General features: G+C 37.1%; 16 protein-coding genes. 13 read left to right on the top strand and 3 right to left on the bottom strand.

The genetic code is table 11. From position 1 onward, the window contains the following. Positions 1 to 62: 62 nt before the first annotated feature. From B5X51_RS05845 to B5X51_RS05785, 13 genes are all read left to right on the top strand, one after another. Complete coding sequence (locus tag B5X51_RS05845; RefSeq protein WP_079719976.1) at positions 63 to 716, top strand: 50S ribosomal protein L25/general stress protein Ctc; 654 nt, start codon at positions 63 to 65, stop codon at positions 714 to 716. 229 nt (positions 717 to 945) lie between these two features. Then, positions 946 to 1575, top strand: coding sequence for an aminoacyl-tRNA hydrolase (gene pth, locus B5X51_RS05840; protein ID WP_079719975.1), 630 nt, complete (start codon positions 946 to 948; stop codon positions 1573 to 1575). A gap of 7 nt (positions 1576 to 1582) precedes the next feature. Next, positions 1583 to 2521: a bifunctional riboflavin kinase/FAD synthetase gene (locus B5X51_RS05835; protein WP_079720730.1), complete on the top strand. Its 939-nt coding sequence runs from the start codon at positions 1583 to 1585 to the stop codon at positions 2519 to 2521. After that, positions 2511 to 3830 carry an HTTM domain-containing protein gene (locus B5X51_RS05830; RefSeq protein WP_079719973.1) on the top strand — a complete coding sequence of 440 codons (1320 nt, stop codon included), beginning with the start codon at positions 2511 to 2513 and terminating at the stop codon, positions 3828 to 3830. The genes B5X51_RS05835 and B5X51_RS05830 overlap by 11 nt, the downstream gene beginning before the upstream one ends. 157 nt (positions 3831 to 3987) lie before the next feature. Beyond that, positions 3988 to 5259, top strand: coding sequence for a serine--tRNA ligase (serS, locus tag B5X51_RS05825; RefSeq protein ID WP_079719972.1), 1272 nt, complete (start codon positions 3988 to 3990; stop codon positions 5257 to 5259). Positions 5260 to 5272: 13 nt separating this feature from the next. Further along, positions 5273 to 7096, top strand: coding sequence for a tetratricopeptide repeat protein (locus B5X51_RS05820; protein ID WP_317042100.1), 1824 nt, complete (start codon positions 5273 to 5275; stop codon positions 7094 to 7096). A 9-nt stretch (positions 7097 to 7105) separates the two neighbouring features. Next, a complete protein-coding gene (locus tag B5X51_RS05815; protein WP_079719970.1) occupies positions 7106 to 7414 on the top strand; it encodes a DUF4286 family protein in 309 nt (102 codons plus the stop codon). Positions 7415 to 7417: 3 nt separating this feature from the next. Continuing rightward, positions 7418 to 8251 (top strand): 16S rRNA (adenine(1518)-N(6)/adenine(1519)-N(6))-dimethyltransferase RsmA, encoded by an 834-nt coding sequence (rsmA, locus tag B5X51_RS05810; protein ID WP_079719968.1) that lies wholly within the window; start codon positions 7418 to 7420, stop codon positions 8249 to 8251. Next, positions 8229 to 9578 (top strand): magnesium transporter, encoded by a 1350-nt coding sequence (mgtE, locus tag B5X51_RS05805; protein WP_079719966.1) that lies wholly within the window; start codon positions 8229 to 8231, stop codon positions 9576 to 9578. The genes rsmA and mgtE overlap by 23 nt, the downstream gene beginning before the upstream one ends. A 366-nt stretch (positions 9579 to 9944) precedes the next feature. Then, entirely contained in the window at positions 9945 to 10925 is a 981-nt protein-coding gene (locus tag B5X51_RS05800) for a 2-hydroxyacid dehydrogenase (protein WP_079719964.1), read from the top strand. A gap of 320 nt (positions 10926 to 11245) precedes the next feature. Further along, a complete protein-coding gene (locus tag B5X51_RS05795) occupies positions 11246 to 11632 on the top strand; it encodes a VOC family protein (RefSeq protein ID WP_079719963.1) in 387 nt (128 codons plus the stop codon). Between the two features lie 153 nt (positions 11633 to 11785). Further along, positions 11786 to 12271 carry a DUF6428 family protein gene (locus B5X51_RS05790; RefSeq protein ID WP_079719961.1) on the top strand — a complete coding sequence of 162 codons (486 nt, stop codon included), beginning with the start codon at positions 11786 to 11788 and terminating at the stop codon, positions 12269 to 12271. 10 nt (positions 12272 to 12281) lie between these two features. Then, positions 12282 to 12698 carry an arsenate reductase ArsC gene (locus tag B5X51_RS05785; RefSeq protein WP_079720728.1) on the top strand — a complete coding sequence of 139 codons (417 nt, stop codon included), beginning with the start codon at positions 12282 to 12284 and terminating at the stop codon, positions 12696 to 12698. 109 nt (positions 12699 to 12807) lie between these two features. Here B5X51_RS05785 and B5X51_RS05780 read toward each other — a convergent pair whose 3' ends face one another. The 3 genes from B5X51_RS05780 to B5X51_RS05770 form a co-directional block, all read right to left on the bottom strand. Then, a complete protein-coding gene (locus B5X51_RS05780; RefSeq protein ID WP_079719959.1) occupies positions 12808 to 13458 on the bottom strand; it encodes an SDR family oxidoreductase in 651 nt (216 codons plus the stop codon). An 88-nt stretch (positions 13459 to 13546) separates the two neighbouring features. Further along, the gene (locus B5X51_RS05775; protein WP_079719957.1) at positions 13547 to 15349 is read right to left on the bottom strand and encodes a GNAT family N-acyltransferase; all 1803 of its coding nucleotides are present in this window, start codon (positions 15347 to 15349) and stop codon (positions 13547 to 13549) included. A gap of 37 nt (positions 15350 to 15386) precedes the next feature. Continuing rightward, a complete protein-coding gene (locus tag B5X51_RS05770; protein ID WP_079719955.1) occupies positions 15387 to 16637 on the bottom strand; it encodes an aspartate kinase in 1251 nt (416 codons plus the stop codon). Between the last annotated feature and the right edge of the window lie 5 nt (positions 16638 to 16642).

Here is a 16642-nt window from a genome sequence, read left to right as displayed (position 1 = left end):
TTGATTCAGGGTTTTATAGAACCGAAAAAAGCGCTACTTTTGCAGCCTAAAATTTTTCAACAATGAAATCAATTACGATCAACGGATCTAAAAGAGAAAGCGTAGGAAAGAAAGCCACGAAGGCCCTACGTAATGCTGGACAGGTTCCTTGCGTATTATACGGGGGAGATGCCAAGCCGTTGCATTTTGCAACAGAAGAAATTTCGTTTAACAACCTTGTGTACACCCCAGATGTGCATACCGTGGAAATTAAGTTTGGAGATGGCGAGAAGTTTGACGCTATTCTTCAGGACATCCAGTTCCACCCGGTTACAGATGCTATTTTGCACGTAGATTTCTACCAGATTAGTGATGATAAACCAATCACTATGGAAATTCCAATCCATACCGAAGGTGTTGCCAGAGGTGTGAAGAATGGTGGAGTATTACGTTATAACCTACGTAGGTTAAAAGTAAGAGGTTTGGCTCAGGAATTGCCAGATTATATTACTGCAGATGTATCTAAACTTAAGATAGGTCAAAAACTTTATGTTACTGCTGTAGAAGATGAAGCTTATGAAATTCAACATCCAGATAACACAGTAATTTGTCAGGTGAGAACTTCACGTAACATTGTTGCCCTAGAGGACGATGATGAAGATGAAGTACCAGCAGACGAAGTACCATCTACTGAAACAGATGATGTTGCTGCAGTTAAAGAAGGAGAAGATAATTAATCTATTCTTTTTTCAACAAAACATTAAAGCATCCCACTCGGGGTGCTTTTTTTATTTCCGAAGGTTTTTAAATTAATTTTTAGTAAACCATCTTGAAGCCAACTCACGACTCTTTTATGGAGAATAACAGTTTATTTAAGTTAGGCCCTGGAGCATTTAAATCTCGATTATCGGTTAAAAACATTTAGTTAGATATTCTAATAATTTTATCTTTACCAAAACTAAAGCTATGCTGCCTTTCTTCGGAAAAATACTCAATAAGAAAAAGCCCCAGGAAGAAGAACAAGATCCCATGAAAAAATTTTTGATTGTAGGGCTGGGAAATCCAGGTCCTAAGTATGCAAATACCCGTCACAATATAGGGTTCAAAATCTTAGATTATATAGCCGAAAAAGAAGAGGTGAGTTTTTCTACAGAAAAGTTAGGAGATATTGCTAAATTTAGGTTTAAAGGTAGAACTTTTATAATGTTGAAACCTTCAACTTATATGAATCTTAGTGGGAAGGCTGTTAATTATTGGCTTCAGAAAGAAAAAATAGAATTGCAGAATTTATTGGTAATTACAGATGATCTTAATTTAGCATTTGGAACTATTCGGTTAAAAACCAAAGGCAGTGATGGAGGCCATAATGGTTTAAAAGACATTCAAAATACACTAAATACCACTAAATATAATAGATTTAGATTCGGTATTAGCGATGAGTTTTCTAAAGGCCAACAAGTAGATTATGTGCTGGGCGAATGGGGAGAGGAAGAGAAAAAGGAATTGCCGGAACGCTTTCAGAAGTCGGCTGAGTTGGTGAAATCTTTTGGCACAGCCGGCATTTCTAATACAATGAATTCATTTAACGGTAAATAAGTTGACCTTGAAGATACATAAAGGAGCAAATGCTTTTAAAAGTGAGAAACAAACGGTGGTTACCATTGGTACTTTTGATGGCGTTCACGCTGGTCACCAACAAATTATAAAAAGACTTGTAGATGCCGCCAGGATTGAAAATCTTGAATCGGTAATCTTTACTTTTTTTCCACATCCAAGAATGGTTTTGCAAAAAGAGAGCGGGCTAAAACTTATAAATACTATAGAAGAGCGTACCGAGATCCTGGAAGAAACCGGGATAGATCATTTGGTGGTGCACCCATTTACACAGCAGTTTTCCAGACTTACCGCGCAGGAATTTGTTAGGGATATTCTGGTAAATCGGCTTCAAGCTAAAAAAGTAATTATTGGTTACGATCATCGTTTTGGCCGAAATCGTACAGCAGATATCAATACCTTAAAACAATTTGGTGAAGACTATGGTTTTGATGTAGAAGAAATAACCAAACAGGAAGTTGACGAGGTAGCAGTAAGTTCTACCAAAATAAGAAATGCGCTTTTAGAGGGTAGGGTAGAAAAAGCCAATAACTATTTGCAAACGCCTTTTAGTTTAAAGGGGGTGGTGGTGAAAGGACGCGGACTCGGAAAAGAGTTCAAGTATCCAACCGCTAATGTGAGTATTAAGGAAGATTATAAATTGATTCCTAAAAATGGAGTTTATGTAGTGAGTTCCAATATTGATGGCAAACATTATTTTGGGATGATGAATATAGGAACCAACCCAACAGTGGGTGGCGAGGAACAAACTATTGAAACCTATTTCTTTAATCTCGATAAAGATTTATACGGCAAAGAACTTAAAATAGAAATGCTTACCAGGATTAGAGCAGAGAAAAAATTTAGTTCTATAGAAGCTTTAAAGATCGCAATGAAGCAAGACGAGGCGTTTTCTAAACAGTATATTAGGGATAATTATGCTCAATAAATGGCTTTTTAAGCAGGTAGATAATTCGGCGCTTATCGCTTTCAGAATTATTTTTGGCTTGCTTATTACTCTGGAAGCTGTTGGAGCAATTTTTACCGGTTGGATTCGTAGAGTCCTTATTGAGCCCGACTTTACCTTTAATTTTATTGGTTTTGAATTTCTGCAGCCACTCCCGGGTAATGGAATGTTGTATTACTACGGATTAATGGGGCTGTTTGGTGTTTTCGTAATGCTAGGCTTTAAATATCGTTTCAGTATTTTTTGTTACACCATAATGTGGGCATCGGTTTACCTGATGCAAAAATCTTCCTATAACAATCATTATTATTTGCTGATGTTGCTCTGCGGAATAATGTTTTTTCTTCCGGTACATCGCTATTTATCATTAGACGCCTGGAAAAAACCTGACTTTCAGAAAATTGCTATGCCGCAGTGGGTTTGGCTTTTAATAGTTCTGCAATTATGGATTGTTTACACCTATGCATCAGTAGCAAAATTATATCCAGATTGGTTGGATGGCACCCTGCCGGCTATGCTTATGGCTGGAAAAGCCGATTACTGGCTGGTGGGAGAAATACTTCAGCAGCCCTGGGTTAGGTATGTAATTACTTATTTTGGACTAATCTTTGATTTGTTGATTATCCCCGCGCTCTTATGGAAACGAACAAGAATGCCTGCTTTTATCCTCGCAATTTTCTTTCACCTGTTTAATAGTTTTATTTTTCATATTGGGATATTTCCTTATTTATCCCTGGCTTTCACCCTGTTCTTTTTTCCTTCAGAAACAATCAATAAATACATTCTTCGGAAAAGAAAACCTTATTACGATAAAGCTGAAATTATAATCCCTTCCTATAAAAAACCACTAATTACGGTTCTTGCGCTGTGGTTTGCTATTCAAATTGGTTTGCCGCTTCGACACTGGTTTTTTAAAGATAATGTACTCTGGACAGAAGAAGCCCACCGCTTAAGCTGGCGTATGATGTTGCGCTCTCGTTCGGGGAAAACAACTTTTAAAGTGGTTGAGAAAGGAACTACTGATACCATTCACCTTAATAAAGCCCGCTATTTGAGTAAAAAGCAGATGCGCTCGGTAAACTCTAAGCCAGATATGATGTGGCAGTTTGCGCAACATATAAAGAAGGATTATGCCGAAAAAGGAAAAGAAGTGCAGGTGTTTGTGAAATCTAAAATAAGCATCAACGGCAGACCTTACGAAAATTTTATAGATCCAAAAGTGGATCTTGCGGCTGAAAAATGGCATCACTTTAAGCATCACGATTGGATTTTACCTTCAAAATTAGACTAGAAATCTTCAGTGCTTTTCTTACATTTGCAGCTTGAAATCAGGTAAATTACTTTGGGCAGATGCACGAAGCATTACGAGGAAATAATTAATAATATCGAGGCATCCCGATTTTTCGGGATGCAGAATTTAAATCTCGATTATCGAGTAAAAGAAAGCTATGTTACAGGTTAATCATATCAGAGAAAATAAACAGGAATTCATTAACGCACTCAAAAAACGAAATTTTGAAGCCGAAGATATTTTTGAAGAGGTACTACAGTTAGACGATAAACGCCGTGCTACCCAGGTGAAACTCGATGATGTTTTAGCTGAATCTAACAGGCTATCTAAACAAATTGGTATGATGTTCAAAAATGGAGAACATCAAAAAGCCAATCTAATCAAGGAGAAAACCGGGAATTTAAAAGAAGATTCTAAAGCACTTTCAGAAGAGCTTTCTGAAACTGTAGCAAAACTGGAAACTTTGCTTTATACTATTCCTAACGTTCCTCACAAATCGGTGCCCGCGGGAACTTCAGAAGAAGATAACGAAGAGATTTTCAAAGAGGGAGATGTACCTGTGCTTGCAGAAGGTTCGCTTCCACACTGGGAACTTGCTAAGAAATATGATATTATAGATTTTGAGCTTGGAAATAAAGTGACTGGTGCCGGTTTTCCTGTTTATAAAGGAAAAGGAGCACGTTTGCAAAGGGCTTTGATAACTTACTTCCTGGATAAAGCCATTGATGCCGGTTATACCGAATATCAGTTACCTTTAATGATTAACGAAGCTTCCGGTTTAGGAACAGGACAATTGCCCGATAAAGAAGGGCAGATGTACCATATCACGGCAGATGATCTTTATATGATTCCAACTGCTGAGGTTCCTATGACGAATATGTATCGTGACCGCTTGTTAATAGATAAAGATTTCCCAATCGCCTGTACAGGTTATACGCCTTGTTTTAGACGTGAAGCAGGTTCTTATGGCGCCCACGTTCGCGGACTTAATCGTTTGCATCAATTTGATAAAGTTGAGTTGGTAAGAATAGAAAAACCCGAAGATTCTTATGCGGCTTTAGATAATATGGTGGCTCACATAAAAGATATTTTAATCGATCTAAAATTACCTTACCGAATTTTAAGGCTTTGTGGTGGTGATCTTGGTTTTACTGCTGCGCTTACTTACGATTTTGAGGTGTTTTCTACCGCACAAGATCGTTGGTTGGAGATTAGCTCGGTTTCAAACTTTGAAACTTTTCAGGCTAACCGACTTAAACTTAGGTATAAGAATAAAGAAGGGAAAAAGGAATTGGTGCACACACTTAATGGAAGTGCTTTGGCCTTGCCGCGTGTTCTTGCCGGAATTCTGGAGAACTATCAAACCGAAGACGGAATTAAAATTCCTGATGTTTTAGTGCCTTACACCGGCTTCAATCTTATTGATTAAACAGCTAATTATATTGATTCACAGGGCAAATTCTTATATTTACGGGATGCGCTCTGTCTTATTTTTTCTTGTTTTTATTTGCTCCATTTTAGGCGCCCGGGCGCAATCTGATGTGTTGGCGCGTAATTTTTTTGACCAGGGAGAATTTGAGAAAGCACTTAAAACCTACGAGGAATTACTGAAAGAAAATCCGCAGAATATTTCCTATTTTTTTGGGGTAGTGCAAAGTCATCAGCAACTGGAGAATTTTAAAAAAGCAGAAGAATTACTTCGGCAGAAATTGAATAATTCAGCAAATAATCCAACACTTTTAATTGAACTGGGGCATAATTATGAACTTCAGCAAAATACCGAAAGAGCTGATCAATTTTATGCAGAAGCTTTAAGTGCAGTAGATGCCCGTCCTAATTATGCATATTCCATAGCCAGAACTTTTCAGAAATATAGTTTACTTAAAAACGCTGCGGCAACGTACGAAAAGGCAATGGAGCTAAACAGTGAGTTAAACTTTAATATACAACTCGCAAGAATTTATGGGGAGCAGGGTAAAACAGAACTTATGTTCAAGAATTACCTGGAACTGATAGAAGCGAATCCAGATTTTTTTCCAATCGCCAATCGTGAATTCGGTAAGTATATATCGGCAGATGCTTCAAGTGATGCCAATACTATTTTTAGAAGGTTGTTGCTTTCCAAGCTTCAAAAAAATCCCAGGCTACTGTATAACGAGATGCTTAGTTGGCTTTTTATCCAGGAAGAGGAATTCTTAAAGGCTTTTGCGCAGGAAAAAGCAATTTACAGAAGAAGCGATAAAAGTTTACAGAGTATTTTAAACCTTGCGATTATGGCCAGGGAAGCTTCCAATTTTCAGGCTGCTTCAGAAATTGTTGAGTATGTGGTAGCAGAAGCACCTTCAGAAAACCTGGTGTTGCAGGGAAATCAGTTTTTATTAAAAATGCAGCAGGAAAATGAAGATGAGAAAACAAATGCAGAAGTAGAAAAAAGATATGCTGAATTGCTGGAGCAGTTTGGAACCGGCCTCAACACGTTGGCTTTACAAATAGATTTTGCTAATTTCCTGGCTTTTAAACAGGAAAAGCAAAAAGAAGCTGTCAAATTGTTGAAAAAACTTTCAGAACAGGCCAATCGCGATTTCGATAAAGCGATGATAAAACTAGCCCTGGCAGATATCTTAGTGCTTCAGGAGAAATTTAATGAAGCGCTTATTTATTATTCCCAGGTTCAGAATTTGGTGAAAAACGATGAGATTTCACAAAATGCACGATTTAAAGTCGCAAAAACCAGCTATTTTAAAGGAGATTTTAAATGGGCAAAACAGCAACTGGATATTTTAAAATCTTCTACTTCGCAACTTATCGCTAATGATGCGATGGAGTTGAGTTTGCTTATTGAAGATAATTCTATAGAAGATTCTACTCAAACTGCACTTAAAAAATATGCCCGTGCCGATTTGCTTGCTTTTCAGGAAAAAGATTTAGAGGCAATTCAACTTTTTGGAGAAATTTTAAACCTTCATAAAGGTGAAAAAATTGAAGATGAAGCTTTGCTTAAACAAGCTCAATTATTTGAAGAAACAGGCCAACCGGAGAAGGCTAAGAATAATTACCTCAAAATTATTGAGAATTTTAATACCGATATCCTGGCGGATAATGCTCATTATTATTTAGCCGAATTATATGCAAATGAGCTGGGAAACCCGGAAAAGGCCAAAGAATATTACGAACAAATAATCTTTAACTTTGCCGACAGTATTTATTTTGTGGAAGCCCGCAAAAAATACCGGGCACTTAGAGGAGATTACCAGGAAACACCTTAAAAAATCAACATGTATATATACAACGTAACCATAAATGTAGAAGAAGCTATTCACGACGATTGGGTGAAATGGATGAAAGAAGAGCATATTCCCGAAATGTTGGATACCGGAAAATTTAAAAAAGCTTTAATGTCGCGTGTAATGGTCACCGAAGCTATGGGCGGTATTACCTATTCGGTTCAATATACAGCCGAAAATAAGGCTGAATTGGATAAATATTACAAGGAAGATGCTGATAGCATGAGAAAGAAAACCAAAATTTTTGAAGGCAAATTCGTTGCTTTTAGAACCGAAATGCAAGTAATTAGCGAGCAATAATTTATGGGGAAATACAAAAAGAAAGGAAAAGCACCTCAGGTTCAGGATGGTGATGTAAGAGCTAAAAAGCATCTTGGCCAGCATTTTTTGACCGATGAAAGTGTAGCGCAGGATATTGCTGAAACGCTTAGCTATAAAGGCTATAATAAGGTTTTGGAAATTGGCCCCGGAATGGGCGTTTTAACCAAATACCTCCTTAAACAGGATGCTGAAGTTCACGTAATTGAAATTGATACCGAAAGTGTTACTTACCTGCAAGAGCATTATCCGCAACTTGAGGATAGAATTCACCAATACGATTTTCTAAAATACGACCTGGGAACAGTTTTTAGGGATGAGGCTTTTGCGGTTATAGGCAATTTTCCATATAATATTTCTACCCAAATTGTTTTTAAAGTTTTAGAGTTAAAACATCAAATTCCTGAATTTTCAGGGATGTTTCAAAAGGAAGTCGCTAAGCGAATTTGTGAAAAAGAAGGCAATAAAACTTACGGAATTCTCTCTGTATTGGTGCAGGCTTTTTACGAAGCTGAATATTTATTTACCGTGCCGCCTTCAGTATTTAATCCGCCGCCAAAGGTAGATAGCGGTGTATTGCGGCTAACCCGAAAAGAAGATTTTAGTCTGCCTTGTGATGAAAAACTGTTTTTTAGAGTGGTAAAAACAGCCTTTCAGCAACGTAGAAAAACCTTACGAAATAGTTTAAAAAGTTTCGATTTACCCGATAATCTAAGGGAAGATATTATATTTGGCCAGCGCCCGGAACAATTGGGTTTCCGGGAATTTATAGATTTGACCCTTAAAATTCAGCCTTATGCAATTTCAAATCAGCAGTGAATTAATTGATAAAATAAAACTTCTTGTTGCCGAAGAAAGTAACGAGGAGTTATTACTGCACCTTGAAGACGTGCACCACGCTGATATTGCTGAAATTATTACCGAACTTTCTTTAGAAGAAGCCACCTATGTGGTTAAGCTTTTAGATAGCCAAAAAACTGCTGAAGCTCTAATGGAGCTGGAAGAGGGAGTTCGGGAGCGCATTTTGGAGACACTTTCTGCAAAAGAAATTGCCGAAGAGCTGGAAGAAATGGATACCGATGATGCTGCCGATATCATTTCTGAACTTTCTCCTGAACGCCAACAAAATGTAATCGCTCAACTAGTAGACGAAGAGCATGCCGATAATATTGTAGAACTGCTTCGTTACGATGAAGACTCTGCCGGTGGACTTATGGCTAAAGAGCTGGTTAAAGTAAATGAGAACTGGAGTGTGACCGGTTGTATGGCAGAGATGCGAGAGCAAGCTGAAAATGTTACACGCGTTCATTCTATCTACGTGGTAGATGATAAAAATAAATTAAAAGGGAGGCTTTCATTAAAAGATTTACTTACCGCACCAAGTCATGCAAATATTAGTGATGTATATATCCCGCAGGTAGATTTTGTAAATGTACATACTGAAGGTGATGAGGTAGCGCGAATTATGCAAAAGTATGATCTTGAGGCTATTCCCGTGGTAGATGAAATGAGACGCCTGGTGGGAAGGATCACCATTGATGATATTGTAGATTTTATAAAAGAAGAAGCCGAAAAAGATTATCAAATGGCTTCCGGTATTTCCGAAAATGTAGAGGCCGATGATAGTATTTTGCGCCTAACCCGTGCTCGTTTGCCCTGGCTGGTTCTTGGTCTTTTTGGAGGACTGGGCAGTGTTTATATTATGAAAGGTTTTGAAGAAGCTTTGGAGCAATTTCCTATTTTATTCTTCTTCACCCCTTTAATTGCGGCGATGGCAGGAAATGTTGGGGTACAATCAAGTGCCATTATCGTTCAGGGTCTTGCTAATGATAATTTACGTGGAAGCTTACTGCAGCGGTTAATAAAAGAAGTAGGACTTAGTTTAATAAATGGAATTGCATTAGGAATACTGGTTATTTTATTTGGTTTAATTGTAGGCCAGGATCAACTGGTAAGCCTTACTATAGCTGCATCCTTGCTCTCGGTGATTATTGTTGCTGCCCTGGTGGGTACTTTTGTTCCAATTATTTTAAATAAACAAGGTATTGATCCTGCTATTGCTACCGGTCCATTTATCACTACAAGTAATGACATCTTCGGTATTTTTCTCTTTTTCTATATTTCTAAATTAGTGCTTGGGTTTTAACTTAAGCGTCTCAGGTTTCTCATTATAAAAATCATTCTTTAACTTTGTAGGTTAATAATTAAAACACCTGTAATAAGTGTGCAGGCTATGCTAATTTTAAAACCATAATTAGGCTGCTTAAACCGTCAACCTGAACTTTTTTCAGGATCTAACATGGTAGAAACTGAAACAAGTTTGGCTTGACGTGAAATTTTTTATACAGTCTCATAAAATCTCCCTTAGTGAGTAAATAAAGATGAAACCGCCATCATTTCCATATAATTATTACATTTTTCAAACTTAATTTAATATAACTAGGGGAAGCCTGTTTTTGCACCTTCTCCCGGCGGGCGTTATGTTATAAAAATAAAAACTCAATTTAGAGCAATGATTATTTTACATTCAGATACCAATCATCCAACCTTAATTAAACAACTAGACGATGCCGGTCATCATAATATAGAAGGTTTCAGCCAGTCTCGGGAACAAACGCTGGAGAATCAGCATTTGTACGATGGGATTGTGATTAGAAGTCGCTATACCATAGATCGCGAGTTTATTGATGCTGCGCCTAATTTAAAATTTATTGCCAGGGTAGGAGCGGGTCTTGAAAATATAGACGTAGAGTATGCCGAAGAACATGGAATTACTTTGTTTTCGGCCCCAGAAGGAAACCGAAATGCCGTTGGGGAACATACCCTGGCCATGTTGCTGTCTCTTTTTAATAAATTGAATAAAGCCGATAGGGAAGTTCGGGATGGTCTTTGGCATCGGGAAGAAAACCGAGGCCTGGAATTAGATCGAAAAACCGTTGGGATTGTTGGCTACGGAAATATGGGAAAAGCTTTCGCTAAAAAACTACGAGGCTTTGATGTTGAGGTGATTTGTTATGATATTAAAGAAGGTGTAGGCGATGAAAATGTTCGCCAGGTATCATTAGAAGAATTTCGTGAAAAATGTGATGTAGTGAGCCTGCACACGCCCTGGACGCCTAAAACCGACCAAATGATCAACAAAGAGTTTATAGATGCTTACAAAAAGCCATTTTGGTTTATAAATACCGCTCGCGGGAAAAATGTAGTAACATCAGATCTTGTAGACGCATTAAAGGACGGCCGTGTTCTTGGCGCCGGTTTGGATGTTCTGGAATACGAAAAAGCATCGTTTGAAAGTCTTTTTTCTAATAAAAAGAACGTTTCCCTAAGTATAGAAAATCAAATTCCAGATCCTATGCGTGAACTTATGTTTTTGAATAATGTTATTTTAAGTCCGCACGTTGCCGGTTGGACTATAGAATCTCACGAAAGACTTGCGAGTGTAATTGCAGGAAAAATTATTGATAAATTCGGAAAGGGAGAAGAGAAATAATTCTTCCTTGACCAAAATAATTTAAACCTCACAGGTCGTCAAGACCTGTGAGGTTTTTTTATGATGTGACGTCATTCTGAATTTATTTCAGAATCTAATACCTTAAAGTTTTTATTCCTTAAAACAGCAAGTTTTTTGTCATTGTGATCCCGATTTTTATTGAGAGAAGCAATCTGCAAATTGGAGTTATCGAATCAAAGATTACTTCACTTGGTTCGTAATGACATAAATTATTTTTGAAAAATCATTTTTAGCATTGATTTCAAAGTCAATCTTTAATTCTATTAGCTTATTTTCATAAAAATAAATTCAGAAACAATATGAATAAAAGAGTTACGGGAATCGGTGGGGTTTTCTTCAAAAGTAAAGATCCGAAAGCGGTAAAAGAGTGGTACAGCAAGCACCTGGGTTTAAATACAGATCAATGGGGATGCACATTTTGGTGGATGGACGAAAATGGAAATAAATGTTCTACGCAATGGAGTCCTTTTAAAGAAGATACGGAGTATTTTAAGCCATCAGATAAAGATTTTATGATGAATTATCGTGTAGAAAATCTTGAAGAATTGCTGAAGGCTTTAAAGACCGAAGGAGTTGAAGTTATGGATGAAATTCAAAAGGTGGAAGAAGGGAAGTTCGGCTGGATAATGGATTTAGAAGGAAATAAGATTGAACTTTGGGAGCCCAATGACAAGGCTTTTTTATAAAATTTTAGAATTCCTCTCCTTTTTTTAAGGGGAGGTGCCGATAGGCGGAGGGGTTATTTTTATCTACACTTATTTGTCAGAAATAAAAATCGAATAGGAATTTTTTATAATCCATATTAATCGTAATATTGCGATATATCAATAAATAGAATTATGAAAACTTCAGAATTATTCGAGCTACTCAAATCTCATCAGGAAAAACCTTTACTTTTTGAGTATGCACCTAACCTGCTGGTAGGAGCTAATTATCATATCACAGAGGTAAAACATCTAAAAATAGACTCGGTAGATTGTGGTGCGGGGACAGATGCCTGGAACGAAACTATTATTCAGCTATGGGAAAGTCCGGAGGAACTTGGTAAAACCGACTTTATGAAGGTTTCAAAAGCCCTTTCCATTTTAGAGAAAGTAGGCCAGATGAAGGCTTATGATTTGGAGGCTGAGGTGAAATTTGAATATAGCAATGCTAACTTTCATACCGCACAATTATTTGTAACTGGTTTTGCAATTAAAAATGGAAATTTATTGATAAACCTGGATATAAATCCAACCGATTGTAAAGCTAAAGAAGCTTGCGGTGTAGCCCAGCCGGAAGAGCTTAGTGTAAATGAATGTGCACCCGGCGGTGGCTGCTGTTAATTTATTTTTTATGAAAAACGTACTTGTTCTGTGTACCGGAAATTCTTGTAGAAGCCAGATGGCACAGGGTTATTTAGAAGATTTTTTTAAATCTCGCGCTAATATTTATAGCGCAGGAATTGAAACTCACGGCTTAAATAAAAAAGCGGTAGCAATTATGAAGCAGGATGGAATAGATATTTCTAAACACACCAGCAACCACGTAGATGAATATAAAGCTATAGATTTTGATTTTATCATTAGCGTTTGTGACCACGCCAATGAAAATTGCCCATTTATCCCTTCAAAAAAAGCATTAAGGTTGCATCATAATTTCACAGATCCTTCTAAGGTAGAGGGTTCAGAAGAAGAAATTCAGGAAGCTTTTAGAAGCACCAGGAACCAAATAAAAGACTGGTGTGAGAAATTTGTGAATGACAATCTATAAAACAAAAAATGCTGTTTGATCATTCCTACGTCATCCTGAACTTGTTTCAGGATCTATCATTTGGGAACTACCAAACAGCATTTTAATAAGTTCTATCTAAAGAATTTTTTTAATTATTTTGGCTTAACTCTACAAGCGCAGATTTAATAGATTCTTCGCCTTCCAGGGCCTGAAATGCCATGTTTTTTCCTAGTGGGTCTGCTAGGCACATTACTAGGAGAAAAGCCACATCATCACGCGAGATTTCGCCTCGTTCTTTTAATTTTGGAGCTAATTTTACTTTGGCAAGCCCCATATCGTCTGTAAGTCTGCCGGGTTGTAAAATAGTATAAACAATGCCGCTGTCTACAAGATAATCATCGGCTTCTTTTTTCGCTTTTAGGTAATGTTCCAGGTCACCACCTTCTTCTGGCTTATCGGTTCCCATGGAGCTAAGCATAATAAATTTCTTTACGTTATGTTTTTTAGCTGCATCTACCATTTTCTTAGCGCCTTCCTGGTCTACTGCTGTTGTTTTCTCAGGGCCAGTGCTACCACCAGAGCCAGCAGCAAAAATAACTCGATCTATTCCTTTAAAAGCGTGGTCTATATCGCCTTCAAGGTCGGCCATTATACTTTCTACCTCCATGTCGTCAAAGATTTGCTTCTGCTCTTCTTTGCGAATCATAGCTACGGGTTTGAAATTTTGAGTATTATTCAAAATTTCGATAACTCTTTTTCCTGTTTGTCCGGTTGAACCGGCTATTAATATCTTTTCCATTTTTAATTTTAATTTTTGTCAATTTCAAGATAAGGATGAAATAAAAGCCTTCATAATGAAAACTTCAGAATAACATGAAATTAACAGCTTAATGTTTTAAATTGAATTTTGCTTCCAGCTCTTTCTGAAATTCCTCCATCACCGGTTTTACGGTGCTTTCCGGTAAATCAGCAATTCTTATATACATTAATCCGTCTACAGAATTGTTGAAAAGTGGATCTACATTAAACGCCACAACTTTTGCATTTTGTTTAATATATTTTTTGATCAAAACCGGAAGACGCATATTTTCTGGCTCTATTTCATCAATAATCTTATCGAACTTATTTAGATCAGCTTTACTGGCGTCAAAAATAATATCTTTATCTGCGTCTTTTAGTTTTACTTTAAATTCTTTTTTCGGTTTAATAAACTGTGCGATATAAGGATCGTAATAATGTGATTTCATAAACTCAATCATCAGCGATTTCGAGAAATTTGAAAACTTATTACTAATGCTAACTCCCCCAATAAGGTATTTATGTTCCGGGAAACGTAAAGTACAGTGTACAATGCCTTTCCAAAGTAAAAAAAGCGGCATTGGTTTTTGCTGATATTCTTTAATGATAAACGCCCTACCCATTTCTATAGATTGACTCATCATTTTATAAAGCTCAGGTTCAAACTTGAAGAGCTCCTGAAGGTAAAACCCATCTATTCCGTGGCTGGCGTAAATTTCATTTCCCATTCCCATACGATAAGCGCCGGCTACTTTTTTAGCCTCGTTATCCCATAAAAACAGGTGATAATAATAATCGTCAAACTTATCTAGATCTGTAGCTTTGTTTGTGCCCTCGCCAATTGCTCTAAAGGTAATTTCACGTAATCTGCCCAGTTCAGCTACTATATGGGGAATCACTTCTTTTTTAGCCAGAAATACTTCATAATTTTTGCTGGACAATAAACGTTTGTCCATTCCCCGACAGTTTTCAATCTCTGCTTCCATTAAGATTTCAGCGGTTTCCCCGGCAATCTTTTTTGGATTTTTCGGTAATTTTAAACTTTTTGGGAGCTTATCAAAAAGATTTTTCTTTTCAAAAACATTGGCGAGCATATAGGTTTTACGGCGTAGAAAAGCCGTAAAAGCTTCTATATTTGGATGTTCCAATTGATCTTCTACCGCTATTGGATTCCCTATACGCACTTTAATTTTACGTTTTTTTTGCGTGAGCATTTCGCTGGGTAGTTTCGCAGTTCGCAAAATATCGCTCATTGAAGCTAAGCGGTAGAAAAAAGTAGAATTTTTTGCGTGAAAATATATGGGAACTACGGGTACTTTAGCTTTTTGAATAAGTTTCATCGCAGCCGGTTCCCAGGCTTTATCTACAATTACTCTTTGGTCTTTATAAGTAGAAACTTCTCCCGCCGGGAACATTCCCAATGCATGGCCTTCCTTTAAGTGAGAGATAGCTTCTTTTATTCCGCCTAAACTCGATTTCGCTTCCTTGTGATCTTCAAAAGGATTTACCGGCATAATATAGGGCTTCAACGGGTCTAAGCGATGTAAAAGAAAATTTGCGATCACCTTGTAATCTGAACGTTCACGAAGCAATAATTTCATCAGGATCATTCCGTCAATCCCGCCCAGTGGATGATTTGAGATTGTGATAAATGCTCCGGTTTTAGGAATGCGCTTCAGGTCTTTTTCCGGAATTTCAAAATCTATTTCAAAGCCTTCTAAGATAGAATCTATAAAGTCAATCCCGTTAAGGTTTTTGCGTTTTTGGTATTCCTTATTAAGTCGCGATAGTTTGGTAGTTCTCAAAATGAGCCAGCCCATAGAAGTTCCTAAAGCTCCCAATTTCTCAAGGTTCATTAATTTCGCAACCTCTTTGGCACTTACAATTCCCATTTTTAGACTGGTTTATTTAGTTGCAACAAGAAAATACTTAATTGTGAGTTACAATTTGAAGGGTGTTATGTGTAAGTTGCTTTAACAAGATTTCTTTATCTTTTTCCAGGCTTGCAATAGCTTCATCATTAAAATGCCTAATGGTAAATAAAGAAACCCCAGGTATAAAACTTACTTTAAATCGTGCTTTTAAATGCTGAATAAGCTTCTCTAATTGGTTGAATTTATTGTCCAGGCAAACAGAAAAACTGATGGCTGAATTCTGAATTAAATCAACTTTCATTTGATATTGATGAAAAAGCCTAAAAATCTCACTAATATTTTCTTCTACCATAAAAGAAAAATCCAGGGTAGAAAGCGATATTAAAACCAGGTCTTTTTTGACAATGAAACAGGGAATTTCAGGAAAAATTAATGCGCCTTTTCCTACTTTCGTACCTTGACTTTCCGGTTCTAAAAATGGTTTTACAAAAAGGGGAATCTCTTTCTGTTGAAGTGGTTGCAAGGTTTTTGGGTGTATTACCGAAGCACCGTAAAAAGCAAGTTCTATGGCTTCTTCATAAGAAATATGCTGGAGTAGTTCTGGGTTTTTAAAAACCCGTGGATCGGCATTTAAAACGCCCGGAACATCTTTCCAGATCGTCACATTTTCAGCATTTAAACAATAGGCAAAAATCGCTGCGGTATAATCACTTCCTTCCCTTCCAAGCGTGGTAGTGAAATTATTATGATCTGAACCTATAAAACCCTGAGTGATATTTATTTCGTTTAAATTTATATTGCTCTGAATGGCTTCCTGGGTTTCTTCCCAGTTTACACCGGCATCCCGATAAACACTATCGGTTTTTATAACTTCCCTGGCATCAAGCCAGTTGTTTTTAATGTTCTGGCTGTTAAGATATGAACTAACTATAGTAGTAGAAATCAATTCGCCATAGCAAATCACCTGGTCGTAGACAAAATCGTATTGTTCAGATTTGTTATGCTGAAGGAAATTTCTAAGCTCGGTAAATAGTTCGTTTACCTTATTAAAAATTGTAGTTTTAGAATCTTTAAAAAGTTCGTTTAAGATTTCAAAATGAGTTTCTTCAACTGCCTGAAGACTTTTGGGGACTTGCTTTTCAAAAAGATAATCTTTGATTACAATTTCCAATGCGTTGGTAGTTTTACCCATAGCCGAGATTACAATCACTTTCGGGCCGTTTCCGGTTTTCTCTAATACCTTTTGAACATTTTGCACCCCGGCTGCATCTTTAACCGACGCACCTCCAAACTTAAAAACTTTCATAGAAT

The sequence above is a fragment of the Salegentibacter holothuriorum genome (genome assembly GCF_900168045.1).
GTDB classification, from domain to species: Bacteria; Bacteroidota; Bacteroidia; order Flavobacteriales; family Flavobacteriaceae; genus Salegentibacter; species Salegentibacter holothuriorum.
This window is presented reverse-complemented; position numbering and strand designations above follow the sequence as displayed.